Annotated in this window: 12 protein-coding genes, 1 tRNA gene and 1 pseudogene; 5 read left to right on the forward strand and 9 right to left on the reverse strand. The window is 59.4% G+C overall.

Features of this window, described 5'->3' with window-relative positions:
* Positions 1–117: 117 nt before the first annotated feature.
* The 9 genes and pseudogenes from HMPREF2698_RS03235 to HMPREF2698_RS03275 form a co-directional block, all read right to left on the reverse strand.
* Positions 118–193 (reverse strand) — tRNA-Arg (locus HMPREF2698_RS03235).
* 166 nt (positions 194–359) lie between these two features.
* Positions 360–1,427, reverse strand: a pseudogene (locus HMPREF2698_RS03240) (GTP-binding protein).
* Between the two features lie 33 nt (positions 1,428–1,460).
* The gene (locus tag HMPREF2698_RS03245; RefSeq protein WP_070562055.1) at positions 1,461–3,035 is read right to left on the reverse strand and encodes an SLC13 family permease; all 1,575 of its coding nucleotides are present in this window, start codon (positions 3,033–3,035) and stop codon (positions 1,461–1,463) included.
* Between the two features lie 287 nt (positions 3,036–3,322).
* Positions 3,323–3,622, reverse strand: a complete 300-nt coding sequence (locus HMPREF2698_RS03250; protein WP_070562057.1) for a DUF202 domain-containing protein — start codon at positions 3,620–3,622, stop codon at positions 3,323–3,325.
* The gene (locus tag HMPREF2698_RS03255; RefSeq protein WP_070562059.1) at positions 3,619–3,981 is read right to left on the reverse strand and encodes a YidH family protein; all 363 of its coding nucleotides are present in this window, start codon (positions 3,979–3,981) and stop codon (positions 3,619–3,621) included. Before HMPREF2698_RS03255 ends, HMPREF2698_RS03250 begins: the two co-directional genes overlap by 4 nt.
* A 60-nt stretch (positions 3,982–4,041) precedes the next feature.
* Positions 4,042–4,725 (reverse strand): potassium channel family protein, encoded by a 684-nt coding sequence (locus HMPREF2698_RS03260; protein WP_070562061.1) that lies wholly within the window; start codon positions 4,723–4,725, stop codon positions 4,042–4,044.
* Between the two features lies 1 nt (position 4,726).
* Positions 4,727–6,091, reverse strand: coding sequence for a TrkH family potassium uptake protein (locus HMPREF2698_RS03265; RefSeq protein WP_070562063.1), 1,365 nt, complete (start codon positions 6,089–6,091; stop codon positions 4,727–4,729).
* 104 nt (positions 6,092–6,195) lie between these two features.
* On the reverse strand, positions 6,196–8,244 hold the full coding sequence (locus tag HMPREF2698_RS03270; protein WP_070562066.1) for a YhgE/Pip domain-containing protein: 2,049 nt from the start codon (positions 8,242–8,244) through the stop codon (positions 6,196–6,198).
* Positions 8,244–10,784 (reverse strand): YhgE/Pip domain-containing protein, encoded by a 2,541-nt coding sequence (locus tag HMPREF2698_RS03275; protein ID WP_070562068.1) that lies wholly within the window; start codon positions 10,782–10,784, stop codon positions 8,244–8,246. The genes HMPREF2698_RS03270 and HMPREF2698_RS03275 overlap by 1 nt, the downstream gene beginning before the upstream one ends.
* A 174-nt stretch (positions 10,785–10,958) precedes the next feature.
* Between HMPREF2698_RS03275 and HMPREF2698_RS03280 the strand changes: the two genes are divergently transcribed.
* From HMPREF2698_RS03280 to HMPREF2698_RS03300, 5 genes are all read left to right on the forward strand, one after another.
* Positions 10,959–12,143 carry an Nramp family divalent metal transporter gene (locus tag HMPREF2698_RS03280; RefSeq protein WP_070562070.1) on the forward strand — a complete coding sequence of 395 codons (1,185 nt, stop codon included), beginning with the start codon at positions 10,959–10,961 and terminating at the stop codon, positions 12,141–12,143.
* Positions 12,144–12,163: 20 nt separating this feature from the next.
* Positions 12,164–12,556 carry an NUDIX hydrolase gene (locus HMPREF2698_RS03285; protein WP_070562072.1) on the forward strand — a complete coding sequence of 131 codons (393 nt, stop codon included), beginning with the start codon at positions 12,164–12,166 and terminating at the stop codon, positions 12,554–12,556.
* 943 nt (positions 12,557–13,499) lie between these two features.
* Positions 13,500–14,075, forward strand: coding sequence for a TetR/AcrR family transcriptional regulator (locus HMPREF2698_RS03290; protein ID WP_010188362.1), 576 nt, complete (start codon positions 13,500–13,502; stop codon positions 14,073–14,075).
* Complete coding sequence (locus tag HMPREF2698_RS03295; protein WP_070562074.1) at positions 14,072–14,434, forward strand: DoxX family protein; 363 nt, start codon at positions 14,072–14,074, stop codon at positions 14,432–14,434. The genes HMPREF2698_RS03290 and HMPREF2698_RS03295 overlap by 4 nt, the downstream gene beginning before the upstream one ends.
* A gap of 179 nt (positions 14,435–14,613) precedes the next feature.
* Positions 14,614–14,895: a PIN domain-containing protein gene (locus HMPREF2698_RS03300; protein WP_070510735.1), complete on the forward strand. Its 282-nt coding sequence runs from the start codon at positions 14,614–14,616 to the stop codon at positions 14,893–14,895.
* Positions 14,896–15,516: the final 621 nt, after the last annotated feature.

Consider the following 15,516-nt stretch of genomic DNA (forward strand, 5'->3'; position numbering starts at 1 on the left):
GCCGGAAAACAACACGTTTTGTCGTTTAGGCCGTTTTGTCGTTTAGGCCAACACTACCGGGTTTGCCCAACCCACGGAGTAGAAAATGAGAAAAGCCGCCCGAAGGCGGCTAAGTTTTGGTGCGCCCGGAGGGATTCGAACCCCCAACCTTCTGATCCGTAGTCAGATGCTCTATCCGTTGAGCTACGGGCGCAGTCCGTTGGTTTGCAGTGCTTGACGCCGGAGCGTGTGCGCTCTGCTGTGCAACGAGGAATAACTATACCCACACGCTAGAAATCTGACAAATCACGATGTCAATGCATGTTTTCTACCCAAGAAATGGGCATAGCAATTCACCCCGTGTTCACCTTAAGGAGGGACTAGACGAGGGTGGCCACTTCGGCGTCGGAAAACACGGCGTCACGAAAAGCCTGCAGAGTGGACTCGTGGTCGAAGTCGACGCCGATGAGCACGAGCTCGGTGCCGGGCGTAACCCCATTGGCCGCCCACAGGGAGGCCGGCATGATCTGTAAGTTAGGGCCGGCCTGCTGCCAGGCGTGGGCCACGCGCAGATCGGTATCAACCCAGCAATAGCCCTTCGAACGCACCAGTCCGGTGCTGGCACGAAGGGCCTTCAGCAGACGCTCGCGGTTGAAGGGACGGTCAGCGCGGAAGACCACGGAGGAGATGCCATATTCCTCGGTTTCCGGCGTGTGTGGGTTGGCCAGCTCCTCCGCTTAGCCGTGGTAGGTCGCGGCGGTGGCGGTGTCATAGAGGTGGGCGTCAAGAACCAGCGTGGGATCAATAACACCGTTAGTGACAGGCACGACGCGGGCGCGGGGGTTCATGGCACGCACGGTGGCGATGACGCGCTCAGTTTCGGCGGCCTCCACCAGGTCGGTCTTGGTGATGAGGATGAGATCGGCGAACTCGACTTGGTCCACGAGCAAATCGGCAATGGTCCGGTCATCCTCAGGCGTGGCCTCAATGTTCTCGGAGACCAAGCTGCGGCCGCGGCGAAGATTAGTCAGGAATGTAGAGGCGTCCACGAGGGAGACCATGGTGTCGATAGGGGCGACGTCGGCAAGCGTGGTGCCGTCCCCGAACTCCCACTCGAAAGTGGCGGCAACGGGCATGGGCTCAGAAATGCCGGTGGACTCGATGACAATCTGGTCGAAGCGGCCGGAACGAGCCAGCTTGCCGACGGACTCAATCAAGTCCTCGCGCAACGTGCAACAAATGCAGCCGTTGGAGAGTTCAACGAAGCGGTCTTCGCCGCGTTCAAGATGGCCCTCGCCGGCGACGAGGGCGGCATCGATGTTGACTTCGGAGAAGTCATTGACAACAACCGCCAGCTTGCGCCCCTCACGGTTAGCAAGCAGGTGGTTGAGAAGGGTGGTCTTTCCGCTGCCTAAGAATCCGGACAGCACGGTAACGGGTGTAGCCATCCCGTAATGATAACGTTTTTCATTAATTGAGGGCTACAGAACCAACCCAAAGACCGGAACGGCAAGCAGGTAGACGGTGATGGTGATGAGCACGCAGCCAATCAGGTTGAGGCCGATACCGCCCTTGATCATGTCGCCGATCTTGACGTAGCCGGAGCCGTAGGCAATCGCGTTCGGCGGGGTCGCCACCGGCAGCATGAAGGCACAGGTTGCGGCCAGCGCCACCGGGATGGTGAGCAGCAGGACGTTGATGTCGCCATTCTGGGTAAGGCCGATACCCACGGCCACGCCGCCCATAATCGGCAGGAAGGTCGCCGCAGTTGCGGTGTTCGAGGTGATCTCCGTCAGGAAGAGCACGAGCAGGGCCACCGAAGCGATGAGCAGGATGATGGGCAGGCTGCCCAACCCCTTGGCCATCTCACCAATCCACAGAGACAAACCGGACTTGTTGAACATCGAAGACAGGGACAGGCCACCACCGAAGAGCAGGAGCACATCCCACGGCATTTCGCTCGCAGTCTTCCAATCCAGCAGACGCACGCCAGTCTTCGTGTCGGCCGGGATGATGAACAGCAGCAGGCCAGCAGCGATACCCACGATGGCGTCATCGTAGTTCGATTCCTTATCCACGAAGAACGGGATGATAACCCATGCCAAGGCCGCGCCCAAGAAGATGATGCCGGTCATGATCTGCGGGCCGGTCCATGGGCCAAGCTTCTCAATCTCGGAATCAATGAGTTCGCGACCGCCCGGAATCTTGTCCATCTCCGGCTTGAACACGGTGATCAGCATGAACCAGGCAATGAACAAGAAGATGAATGCCAGCGGCATGCCCACCATCATCCACTTGCCAAAGCCTAGGACGATGCCGTGAGATTCCTTCATGTAGCCAGCCAGCAGCGCATTCGGCGGGGTGCCGATGAGAGTGCCGAGCGAGCCAATCGACGCCGAGTACGCAATACCCAGCATGAGCGCGGTAGCGAACTTCTTCTGTTTGCGCATGCCGCCGACGGCGTCGGCAGTCAGCGAAAGCACGGAAATACCAATCGGCAGCATGACCACTGCGGTAGCGGTGTTGGACACCCACATGGACAAGAAGCCGGTGGCCAGCATGAAGCCAAGGATCAGCTGCTTCGGCGAGGTACCAACGACCTTCACCACGAACAGCGCCATACGACGGTGCAGGTTCCAGCGCTGCAGAGCCAAGGCGATGAGGAATCCGCCCATGAACAAGAAAATGGTGGACGAGGCATAGGGCGCACCCACATCCTTGATGCTGCCCACACCTGCCAGCGGGAAGATGACCAGCGGCAAAAGCGCGGTGGCGGCCAGCGGGATGGCCTCCGTCATCCACCACACGCCCATGAGAATGGTCACGGCCGCAACGGCGCGCAGCGCGCTCTGAGTGTATTCCGTGTCATCCTTAGCACCGGGCGATTGCAGCACGGTATCGACGGCGTTGCTCGGGAAAATAAACCACACGAGAGCAGCCAAAACGAGCCCGAGGATAAGGCCAATAGCCATGCGACGCCATTCGCGCGTATCAACGCCGTGGTCGTCTTCGCCCTCCGTGTGCGATGTTGAGACGTGAGTGTGCGGGGTAGTCATCTGCCCCCTCCTTTTCCTGGTTAACCAGCCCCCATTCAGCCGCGAGAGAGTTATTAGGATCGCCGAATGGGCCTACAGCTTCAGGTTATCGAGGTCACAGACCACCAACAAACACTTTCCGGTTATTACCCCCACTCTGGCCGCAGATTCACCCCTGTTCGCAAAATCTTCTGCAGATTAGCTGCAAAGAATGCTCACCAATGTGTGGGCAGTCCTCACTCAGTTCCCTTCCTCCGCAGATCCCCAGACCTCGATCCCGCAACCTGCAGCGTGCGGATCGAACCGCGCTACCACACAGCGGCGAAGGCCACCGCTCCGAGGATCATCGTCCCCAGCGCAACGGCGGCAAGCGCCGGGGCTCCGGGCAGGGCAGGTGATTCGGCCCGGGCCAGGATCTCGTCAGCGTCGCGAAGCTTGGCGGTGGCCAACCACAACACAACGGCCACCACTACCCCAACGATCACGGCGGCCCATGGCGCAACGGAACGCACAACGAGCAGTCCCGCGACGAGGCCGGCTAGACCCGTGCGCTGCCAGGCTAAGCGGGTGCGCTCGGGTTGGAGGCCGGGATCAAAAAGCTCGCTCACGCTAGCAGCTCGCCCACCAGAATCATCAGGCCAATAAGGATCACCACGCCAACAATCAACGCCAACGCCGGGCTAGCCGGGAGCGGACGCCCATGGCGCATCGCGCGCTCAGAGGCACCCCAGTGAAACCACGCCACCGCCGGCAGGACGATGGCCACGATCAGCATGATGACGGAGACGACGCGAGTCAGCGTGGTGTTCAGCGGCAACTCGAAGGTCTCCAGCGCCACACCACCCGCGATAAAGGCCAATGACGTGCGGATCCACGCCAAAAAGGTGCGCTCATTAGCCATGCTGAAGCGCGGGTCGGGTTCCTCCCCTGTTCCGTACACCGAGCCCGGGAAACGTGCCTTCGTCATAGGCGCTACTGTAGCGCCCCGCTCCTAACTCCACAGCGCGAGGCACCCCGAGCGCGGCGCCTAAGACTGCGAGAAGGCCTCCAGATCCGCAGGACTACCGGCGACGACGATGAGGTCGCGGTGGGTGAGCTCGGTGCCGTCGTCAAGCGGGCGCCACTGGCCGGGCCCCTCACAACGGGAAATGAGCTGGACGTTGTGTTCCTCCCACACCTTGTGAAGGTTGAGAGGGCCCTTGCTTATCGACGCCGGCGGGGTCATCGCCGTCACGCCATAATCGGTGGCGATCTCCGCGAAATCCTCAAAACGCCCGCCCAGCAGGTGCGCCACGCGGCGGCCCGTATCGCGCTCTGGGCGAATCACGTGGTGCACTCCGAGTTGGCGCAGGATGCGGGCATGAGCATCTGAATCGGCCTTGGCCCAGATATCGCTCACCCCGAGCTCCACGAGGTTGGAGGCGGTAAGGATGGAATCCTCCAGATCCGAACCGATGGCCACGACCACTCGCTCTACCTCATCGACGCCGAGCTGGCGAAGGGCCTCGGCGTCGGTAGTATCGGCGGTCACCGCCTCGGTGAGGTACGCGGCGTGCTCGCGCACGTGTTTCTCCTCAGCATCGATACCGAGGACCTCCACGCCATGCTCCATCAACTCGCGAGCCAGGGAAGAACCAAACCGACCCATACCAATGACGACAACCGGCGGGATATTAATGGAAGACTTTTCACGCCGCAGGGCGCTGAACATGTTAGCCAATGAACGGCCTTTCTTCTGGGTAGCGGTAGCGCAGGGTAATGGTCCGGGCGGCCAGTGCCGCCACGAAGGTGGTGGGTCCTACGCGGCCAACGTACATGATGAGACACAGCATGAGCTGCGATGGTGCTGACAAACTTGCGGTAATGCCCGTGGACAAACCCACGGTGGCGAAGGCAGACATGACTTCGAATGTGACCTGGTCCGCGGTGAACTCGGGGTCCCAGATGCGCAGCGTCGCCACGCCGAGGGCCACGACCACCATTCCGGCGGCCGTGAGCGCGAGGGCTTGGCGGAAGGTGGACAGCGGCAGACGCCGGTGCCCGATGGAGGTGTCCTCCCGGCCCAAGAATTCCGAGATCATCGCGGCGCCCAGAACGCATGTGGTGGTGACCTTGATGCCGCCCGCAGTACCGGCGGAGCCACCGCCGATAAACATCAAGATGTCCGTCACCATCAGCGTCAACGGGTGCGCCTCACCGTAATCGATGGCGTTAAAACCTGCCGTTCGGGGCGAAGCGCTCATGAAGAAGGCGTTGATGAGCTTCTGGCCCAACGGCATCCCGTTCAGCACACCGGAGCCCTCAGAGAGGAAGAAGATCACGGTGCCACTAAGCAACAAGAACGCGGTGGCGCCCAGCGTCATCCGGGCGGTCATGGACATGCGGTGAATGCGCGGCGTGCCGCCACGCCAGCGCGTTAGCCGTGCGCGGGCCCGTCGCACGAACTCCGCCAGCATGGGGTAGCCCAAGCCACCCGTAATCAGGGCGCAGGCGAGGGGCATCAGGATCCAAGCATCGGCGGCGAAAGAAACGACACTATCGGAATAGGTACTAAACCCAGCGTTGTTGAAGGCCGAAATAGCGTGGAAGATGCCTTCCCACACCGCGCGTCCTGGTGCTACTCCGTGTTTGGTGGCTAAACGCACGCCGATGAACACGGCAACGATGGCCTCGCAGATCAGAGTCATGACCAAGGTGAGCATCAAGGCATGTCGAATTCCGCCAGAGACCACGGCGCGGCCCTCCGCAGCACTAGTTCTGCGGGCCTTGAAGCTGATGCGTCCGGTCAGAAGCATGCCCGATAACGACGCCAGGCTCATGATGCCGAGGCCGCCCAGCTGGATGAGCGCGATGATAACCGCTTGGCCGAAGGGCGTCCAATAGGTACCGGTGTCCTCCACTACGAGACCCGTCAAAGAAACCGCCGAGGTAGCCGTAAAAAACGCAGGCAAGAACGGAGTCCACTGCGGAACGTTGGCGGAAATCGGCAGCATCAGCAGCAGCGTTCCCAGGAGGATAAGCAGAATAAAGCCCGCGGCGGTGAGCCGAGCTGGGCCCAGGAAATGACCGCGTTTCACAGCGTTTCAGCTTACCGCTGGGTGCCGTTTCACGGGACCCCACTAACCTGTGAGTATCTCGAAAGTTTGATGTACATAACATCAGCGGCACCGCAAAGTAAGCGCTACATCAGCTTGGTCTTTTCCAAGGTCTCCACCCAGCCGTTGGTAAACTTCTCCAACGGTTTGTGGAAGACCACGCCCAACACGAGCATCGGTACGGCAAAGAGCAAGAGGGCGAACAGGGATAGCCAGAAATCACCGTGGTAGGTACCCGCGATGGCCGCGCGGAGTGCACGGATGGTGTAGGTCGCTGGCAACCAGGGGCTGATGTTCTGGAACCACTCCGGAAGCACCTGCAATGGGTAAGCACCGCCCGACGAGGACACCTGAATCACCAACATGAGCACTGCTAAGGCTTTACCGGCGTTGGCGAAGGAGACCACGAAGGTGTAGCAAATCAGCATAAAGATAAGTGAGCTAACCCAGCCCGCCAACAGCATGAGAATCGGGTGCGCAGGCTCGATACCTACGAAGAAGATGAGGCCCAAAATGAGCATCGTCGACTGCATGAGGCCGACTGCCGCGAAAATACCGAAGCGCCCGAAGAAGCGCTGCATCGGCGAATACTTGTCCTTATCCACAACATCCGTACGCACGCTCACTGCGGTCAGCAGCGCACCCACCCACAGCGCCAGGGCGGTGTACATGGGCGTCATGCCGGCGCCGAAGCTCTTGACCGGGTAGACCGCTTGCCTGTCGACGTCCACTGGGGCCGCAATCGCACGCGCCAAGGCGTCCGGATCTGAACCAATAAGGTCCGCGAGTTTCTTCAGATCCCCGGATTCCGCAGCGGAATCGATGTCCTTCTTTAGATCACCAAACTTGTTCGCCTTGTCCTGCAAGCCAGAGGCGAGCTTCTGTACCGCATCCCGAGCATCCGTCAAGGAAGAGGAATCAATGGTGACGGGAGTCTTCGCGGTATCCAGATCCTCGCTGACCTGGCCCAGGGAATCCTGCAGCGCGCGCAAGGATTCACGCAGGCCAGAGGTGGAGATCCCCTCCACTGCCTTCTTGGCATCATCGAGGCTGGAGAGATCCGGCTTCGTCGGTTCGGGAGCGTTGGCGGCGGCCGTAAGACGCGCGTGCAGGGCACGCTCGGCGTCGATAGCGTCCTCGATCCTGCTTAACGCTTTCTCCTTATCCCCTACGGGAATCGGGAGGACCTCAATGTGGCCGTGCAGGTTCTGGTACTGGGTAATCGTGCCTTCTACCTGGCCGGCTAAGGTATTGAGCGTGGCGACACGGTCGGCGCGGGAGGCGGAGGCGTCGTCGTAAAGCGCATCAATGCGTTGGCGTACCACGTCATAACTGGCGCTGGTGGCATCGAGGGATTGCTGCAGGGCGTCGGTGGAAACATTGAGTGAGGAAGACTGGATCTCCGGCAGCTCCAGGTCTGCCGAGTCCGCAATGCGCTGGGCGCTTTCCATGAGCGGAACCGCGGTATCCACCAGGCCCGCGAGGGAACGCGCGGTACGCGCGGCCATGTCCAGCTGGGTCTGCACACCATCCGCGCGCGCCTGCATCCGGTCCAACACAGCCTTGGTATCGCCCTGGCTCAAGAAGTCGGAGAGTGAGGTGACCAGATCGAAGGAGACGTCACCGACCGTCGTGGTGAAGGCCTCGGCCACCTGAGCCGACACGCCTTCTGCACCCTGACCAGTGATCTTCGGCGCCAGCGCATTCTTCTTCTCATTCGTATAGAAGGACAAGTCGGCGGGCTTGGATCCATCCGTGTAGAAGTTCATCATGTCGGTACTGAAATCTTCCGGCAGCACGATGGCTGCGTAATACTCACCGGACTTGGTACCTTCAATCGCCTCATCGGAAGTCGTCACAACCCAATCCAGCTGCTCGTTTGCACGTAGCTCATTGAGCACCTGGTCGCCGACGTTGATGGGCACCGGCAACAGATCGCTTTTATAGCCGGTGTCCTTGCTAGCCACCGCCACCTTGAGCTGGCTGGTGTTATCGAAGGGATCCCAGCTGGCCAGAACGTTAAACCAGGTGAACAGCATCGGGATGACGACGAGACCCACGAGCATCACCGCGCTCATCACGTTGCGGCATGCGGTGCGGATATCGTTGAGGAAAAGATCGAGTGTTCCACGCATTAGTTATCCCCCTCCGTGGAGTCGGCCCCGATGCGAGCCGGATGTTTGATGTCATCCTCATCCAACGTCACCAGCTCTGCGGACTGCTTCAGACTGATGCGTAGGTAGTCCAGGGTGACCGCGGCGATAATGATGAGGAAGCACCATGCCGTCCAAATAGCCAGAAGCAGCGGCTTCTGGTCGGGCAAGAGACCCGAGACGACGATGAGGATCACCACTCCGATAACACCGGCGATGGCCACCAGCTTGAGCCAGTAGCCCCAGTCATGCGCGCGGCGGTCCAAATCTTTCTTCAGACCACTGCGGCTATCCAACGCCTGGATGACGTCCGCGATGCGGTAGCCGGAGCCGACAACCTGCACATTTTCATAGTCAAAGAGCTCGGTATCCCGCAGCTCGCGGTTAAAGATGACGTTGAAGTGCGCCAAAGCCTTACGCAGCAACAGGCCGAAGACGAAGAACAGAATGAACATGAAGGCGAGCACGCCCATGTTCTTGAAATAGTGGTTGCCGTAGAACCCACCGATGGTTTCACGCATGGCATCGATGCCGTACGTGAATGGCAGTAGTGGGTAGATGGTGTGGAAGAAGTTGGGCAACAGCTCAATCGGGTACAGGCCCGAAGCACCCGGAATCTGGATAATGACAAAGACCACGCAGAGGCCGCGGCCGAGGTGCCCCAGCGACGTCGACAACCCATAGATAATGCTCAAGTAGGCCAGCCCCACGAGCACGCCCGTCAGGATGAAGGCAGGCGCGTTCACGGTCTGCACGCCGATGAGCAGGTCACCGACGGTCACCGTGATGGCCTGGATGATGACCATCAAGGCCATGAGGAGGAAGCGGCCTAGGTAGGCCTGGCCCACCGTGACGCGGTGGAATCCTTCCTTATCCACCTCGACCCGGAAGATAACCATGAGGACAAAGGCGCCGATCCACAGAGAGAGGTTAGTAAACAGCGCCGCCATGGCGGAGCCGTAGCTGTCCACCGGGTACACGGTTTCGGTCTTCAGCTCGATGGGCTCCGCAAAGAATTTACCGATTTCTTCCGCGTCCAGCCCGGTGACATTTTGAACAACTTTGGAGTTCATCGCAGCCCGCAGCGAACCCACATCGCCCTGCATAGCGCGCAGGCTGTCCTGCAGGGCCAGGAGGTTGGTATCGAAATCGGACAAGGTGTCCTTCGTGGCGCGCAGCTGCTGGGCCACGCCGTCCAGGAGACCATTGGCCTCCTGCATGGTTCCCTTCTGAGCTTCCAGGGTGGAGCTCAAAGCACTCGCCATGGAGCTCAGATTGCTCATGGCACGGTTGATTTCCGGCACGGCGGTGGTCACGGTATCGCGCAGCGTCTGCGACGTGGCCTTGGTATCGGCCGCTGCCTGGTTGATGGCCTCCGCGCTAGCCTGCACGTTGTCCGCTGCGGCCTGGGTATCCTTGCTCAGCGCAGTCAGGTTCCCCACCAGCTGACGGTTGGATTCATTGCCCTCATCGAGGCGCTGGATGGCGTCATCAATTTCCTTGGCCACCTGCGGTGAGAGCGTTGCGGAATCGCGCAGGGCTTTAAGCTGCGCAATCGATTCCGCACTCGCGTCAATAGCAGTGTTCGCCCGCTGCGTGGCGTAATCGAAACGGTCACCGGCCTGGTTCAGGCCAGCTGTGACATCCGCGATGGATTCCTGCGCCTTGGCGGTACCGTCCGCCACCGCACTTGCACCACTGACGAAGGCACCGGTGGTCTGGTCGGTGAAGTCACCGATGCCCCCTTGGGCCTGCTCGACTAGGGAGGAGACCTCGGCGAGGGCGGTTTGGGCGTCGCCCAGCGCAGCACTCACATCAGCCACCGTGGACTTGGCGCCCAACGTGGAATCAGCGGCGGCGTCAAGCTTTCCCTGGATGCGCGCGAGGTTCTCACGGTTGCCGTCAATCTCCTGCGCGGTCTCCCCGAAGGCCGAACTAGTGTTGTTCATCGCGCGCGTGACTTTTCGCTCGAAGTCGGTACCGGTGTCCTTGATGTTCTCCGCCGCGACGGTGGCCACCTGCTCCTTGAAGGCCGCAGTGATCTGCTTGTCTAGACCTTTGGCACCGGTATCCGTGATCTTCACGGCGATGGCGTTGTTCTTCTCGTTAACACGGTAGACCAGCTGCGGCTGCGTGAACTTCCCGTCGAGCATGCTCACGAGGTTCTCGCTAAAGTCCTCCGGAATCGTCACCGAGGCATACACGTCTCCCTCTAAAAGGGCTTTCTCGGCTTCGTCGCGCTCAAGGAATTGCCAGCCTATCTGGTCATTCTTTTTGAGTTTCTCAATGACCTCGCTGCCGACATCTATCTTCCCCGTCAGCTCATTGTTAGCACCCTTATCCTCGTTGACCACGGCCACCTTGATATTGTTGGTATGGCCATAAGGGTCACGAAAAGCCGCGATGTTCACCCATGAATACAACGCGGGGGTGATGACGAGCCCGATGAGAATGATCCACGCCCTGGGGACGCGGCCAAGCCTGGCTACATCTCTGATAAAAATCTTCCAACTTTGACGCACTGAAGGCAGTGTACCCGTTGCACCTCCCTGTCTCTAACCAGCCAAAATACATAAAGTAATTTAAATAATTAACAAATAAACTTTAACATGGTTTGCCGGATCAAACCCCTGGCTTTAACATATGGCGATGAAAACTAGACTTCAAGTAGTTGAACTTTTGGTATGGAGATGCCTATGCGTAAGACCTTAATCAGCCTCACCGGCCCCGCCTTCGTTGCTGCAGTGGCTTACGTCGACCCCGGCAACGTAGCCGCCAACATCAGCGCCGGCTCCCACTACGGCTACCTCCTGGTGTGGGTACTCGTCGTGGCCAACCTCATGGCCATGTTCATCCAGTACCACTCCGCCAAACTGGGCCTAGTCACCCACCGCTCCCTGCCGGAAATCATGGGCGAGCGTCTCTCCCGCCGCGCGCGCCTAGGCATGTGGGCCCAGGCCGAGCTCATCGCCGCGGCCACCGACCTCGCCGAAGTCATCGGCGGCGCCATTGCCCTGCAACTCCTCTTCAACCTCCCCCTGTTCGCGGGCGCGCTCATCATCGGCGCGGTCTCCATCATTCTCCTCATCTTCCAGAAGAAGAACCAGTGGTTCGAGGGGCTTGTCATCGGCCTGCTCCTGGTCATCTGCATCGGCTTCCTTGCCGGCCTCGCCATCGCCCCGCCCGACCCCGCCGACGTGGCCGGCGGCCTCATCCCCCGCCTAGAGGGCAAGGACAGCATCCTGCTGGCCGCCTCCATGTTGGGCGCCACCGTCATGCCGCACGCCATTTACCTACACTCCTCCCTGACCAAGCAGCGCTACCCCGACCTGGAAATCCCCCGCGTGCTGGCCGGCACCCGCGCGGACATCGCCGTGGCGCTGTCCATCGCCGGGCTCGTCAACGTGGGCCTGCTGGTCCTGGCGGGCTCGGCCCTCTACGGCGTGGACGGCACAGAGACCATCTCCGGGGCCCACACGGCGATTGCCAGCCACCTCGGCCCGCTGGCCGGCGTTCTCTTCGCCATCGGCCTGCTGGCCAGCGGCCTCGCCTCGACGTCAGTGGGCGCCTACGCCGGCTCCGAAATCATGGACGGCCTGCTTCACATCAAGGTCCCCCTACTAGTCCGCCGCCTGGTCACGCTCATCCCGGCGCTGGTCATCATCGGCTGCGGGGTCGACCCCACTATGGCACTGGTGGTCAGCCAGGCACTTCTTTCCCTGGGCATCCCCTTCGCCATCATCCCGCTTTTCCGCTATGCCGGCTCCCGGGACGTCATGGGTGAGTTCGCCGCGAAACCCTGGTCTATGGCCGTGGGCTGGACGCTTGCCGCGCTGGTCATCGCACTCAATCTCGCCCTCGTGCTCCTGCCGCTGCTCTAGGCCGCCTACAATCAGCAGCCATGATTGAAGTAGCAGCCGTCGTCATCCGCAACCCACAAGGCCACGTGCTTACCGTGCGCAAGAAGTCCTCCACCAAGTACCAACTGCCCGGCGGCAAGCCTGAGGCGGGCGAGGCGCTTGTCGACGCCGCCCTGCGCGAAGTCGCCGAAGAAGTAGGCCTCACTCTCGACGCCGAGAGCCTCAACGAACTCGGCACCTTCGACGCCCCCGCCGCGAACGAACCGGGCGAGGTCGTCGTCGGCACCATCTTCACCTGCACCCGCACCGTCACCACCGACGAGCCCCACGCCGCCGCCGAAATCGGCGACACCGCCTGGGTCAACCCAGCTGCACCCGACCGCGAACTTGCGCACCTGTTGCGTGACCGCGTCTTCCCCGCGCTGGCTGGGTAGGTACGTTTTCGTAAATTGCATCTCGAAGCCACAGGCCGCATCGCCTGTTTCTACGCATCTGTAGCAGCGCACCTCCGCGCCCATTTTCTCGGCTCATCAACATAAGACAGAGGCAGGTCCGCTGAAATACCCACCCCTACTCAGGCATTTACTTCTTCCCGCTGGGAAGAAACACAAGGACAATGACCAAAACTGCTAGAGCAATCGTGACAGCATACGGCCATTGAACATAAACGGAAAGCGTCATCAGAATAACGCCAATAGTGGCCAAGATTTTTTTCCACATAAATTATTCTCCCTAACCGGTAGATTCTCTTTGACTGCTCTCCAGACAGTTCAGCAACGTCCATATGGCGAAATTCCAAGCACGCTACCCTAAAACCTTCGCCATTTAGTGCAACGATAGTTTTCAAAAACCAACCCGCTGAGGAAGTGCTTTAACTGGAGCGAGAACTGATACTGCCGCAATCAGCACTACCAGAGGCGCACATTTCTTGGGGCAATACATGCCCTTATCCCTTTCGCGAGAAGATGGCCGAGAACTCGGACACCCCCTAGAGTTACATGTGGTAGACAAATTTGGAAGCAAAAAATGGAAACCGTAGACGAACGTATACACTTCCCCAAAAATCCTTGCGAGAGCCCGCAAGAGGGCGTATCTTGCCGCAATTCGCCCTGCTGACATTTAGCCTCCTTTAGGCTTCGGCCTACCTGCTGCTTCTGTCATTGTCGGCACCATCTTCACCTGCACACGCACCGTCACCACCGACGAGCCCCACGCCGCCGCCGAAATCGGCGACACCGCCTGGGTCAACCCAGCTGCACCCGACCGCGAACTTGCGCATCTGTTGCGCGACCGCGTCTTCCCCGCGCTGGCCTAGCGCCAACTGTCAACACTTCGGCGTCATTGACCCCGAAGCCATCAAGAGCTACCCTTTTGAACATGTTCACTGAACACGTTCACCCATCGCGTTCGGCCGCCAAAGCTGGCACCGACAGCAAGGTCCTGGCCACCGCCTACGATCTCTTCCTCACCCAGGGCTACGCCACCACCAGCATCCGGACCATCGCATCCGAGGCTGGCGTCAGCGTGGGAACCGTCATGGGAGTCGGCGACAAACAAACGCTGCTCATCCGCACCATTGGCCAACACATTTCAGAGCTCCACGACGAGATTCGGGGGCAATCCGATAGCCTCCTCGATGTCCTCAAGCCATTCCTCCAGATGTTCACCGGCCACGAAGAACTCTCCCGTGCGTTCGGCGCGGCACTCATCCAACAAGGAAATCAAGGCGAAGCACTCACCGCGCTCAAAACACTCCTGACCGATGAAATCACCCTGCGCCTTGGCTCCAGACTCAACAGTGACGATGCAGCCGAGTACTCCAACCTGCTATACAACGTCTACCTCGGCTTTCTCATCGGGTGGGCCGCGGGCCTCTACGACACCGAACAACTCACCTCCCAAGCCGCCTCATCCATCGAACGCCTCAACACCGCATTCGGAGTAACCCAATGATCCTAGAATCCTCCCCCGCTTGGCCCTCCCTGCTACTGGCTGCCATCCTGCTTGGCGACGCCGCCCTCTCCCTCAAACCAGTCCCCTTTATCGAAGCCTGCCTCAGCGGCGTCAAACTCCCCAAGGACTGGTGGTGGGCGCTCATTGTCATCAAGTATCTCGCCGCCGCAGGACTCATTGCCGGCCTCTGGTTCCCCGGCGTAGGAATTGCAACCATGGTTGGCGTCATCGCATACTTCTGCGCAGCCGCAGCAGCCCATGTCCGCGCCCACTTCCTCGGTAGCGCATTCTGGATCAACTGCTTAGGCATGCTCGCATTCTCCATCGGAGTACCGATCCTGACGCTCGCACTGACTTAAGACACCAGTCAACCATTCACGGCTTCCAGAAGGAAGATGCATCATCGCACCTATTGATTGATGACTTGATGCTTTCTACCCTAAAGGTATGCACACCAGGATAAACCTCCCCTCCTTCGATTGCGGCGGACCAGCTCTAGTTGATCTCAGCGACAAAGAAGCCGTATGGGCGGTGCTCGATGATCATTCCTGATGTCAACATTCTCGTTTATACCTTCCACTCCGCAGCACCACAACATAAACCCGCTCAGCAGTGGTTAAGTGGTGCGCTGAATCGGCATGAAACAATTGGGCTCCTGGATGTTGTGGCAACGGGCCTTGTTCGAGTTATGACCAACCACAAGCTATTCCACAAACCACTAACCGCCCAGCAAGCACTGACTGCACTCAATACCATTTTAGCGGCCCCAAACGGGCACTCTTTTGAGCTCCAGCCCAGGGACCTGGACAACCTTCACTGAACTGGTGCGCTTGCACAAGCTTAAAGCCAGCGACATCCCTGATGCCTGGATAGCCGCGTCCGTAATAGAAGAAGAAGCAACCTTACTGAGCCAAGATCAGGGCTTTGCCCGCTTCCGAGAGCTGCGCTGGCACCCGCTTCTAGAATGACAACAACAAACGCAGATCCCGAGCCACCGGTGAACGATGACTAGGGTTCTATAAGTTGAAGCAGCGAAATCAAGCAATCAATAAACCGACAAGCCCTCGACTAAAGCGACAAAATTAACGCACTCTAAAACTTCTCGATGTTAGGACAAGGACTAGTATTGAGGCATCTGCCGATGGCGCTACGTCCGCCGACTAACAAAATACACTCGGCAACAACCAACACCGTCCAAATCCGACTCGTCGCTAGCGCAGGAAGTCGTTGAGCAGATTCCGCCTCCTCTTTTGCGTAGCAGCTGCAACTAGTCGTTAGATAAAGCGGAAAATCTCCTAGCAAACAGGCTGTGTAATTTAACCATTTCCTTTACACTCATTAGAAGAAGAGTCTTCAGAGAGTTTTTCCTCCAGGAAAGAAAGCGGCGTGATAGTAGTATCCCCTTTCCCGGCCCTTCCGGTTTTAGAGTGCGTTGATTTTG

Origin of the sequence: Corynebacterium sp. HMSC072A02, assembly GCF_001810085.1 — a bacterium.
GTDB classification, from domain to species: domain Bacteria; phylum Actinomycetota; class Actinomycetes; order Mycobacteriales; family Mycobacteriaceae; genus Corynebacterium; species Corynebacterium hesseae.

Coding starts and splice junctions, on each gene's coding strand:
- HMPREF2698_RS03285 (WP_070562072.1), top strand. CDS start 12,164: ATGATTGAAGTAGCAGCCGTCGTCATCCGCAACCCACAAGGCCACGTG.
- HMPREF2698_RS03260 (WP_070562061.1), bottom strand. CDS start 4,725: ATGTTCAGCGCCCTGCGGCGTGAAAAGTCTTCCATTAATATCCCGCCG.
- HMPREF2698_RS03280 (WP_070562070.1), top strand. CDS start 10,959: ATGCGTAAGACCTTAATCAGCCTCACCGGCCCCGCCTTCGTTGCTGCA.
- HMPREF2698_RS03295 (WP_070562074.1), top strand. CDS start 14,072: ATGATCCTAGAATCCTCCCCCGCTTGGCCCTCCCTGCTACTGGCTGCC.
- HMPREF2698_RS03290 (WP_010188362.1), top strand. CDS start 13,500: ATGTTCACTGAACACGTTCACCCATCGCGTTCGGCCGCCAAAGCTGGC.
- HMPREF2698_RS03255 (WP_070562059.1), bottom strand. CDS start 3,981: ATGACGAAGGCACGTTTCCCGGGCTCGGTGTACGGAACAGGGGAGGAA.
- HMPREF2698_RS03245 (WP_070562055.1), bottom strand. CDS start 3,035: ATGACTACCCCGCACACTCACGTCTCAACATCGCACACGGAGGGCGAA.
- HMPREF2698_RS03270 (WP_070562066.1), bottom strand. CDS start 8,244: ATGCGTGGAACACTCGATCTTTTCCTCAACGATATCCGCACCGCATGC.
- HMPREF2698_RS03300 (WP_070510735.1), top strand. CDS start 14,614: ATGATCATTCCTGATGTCAACATTCTCGTTTATACCTTCCACTCCGCA.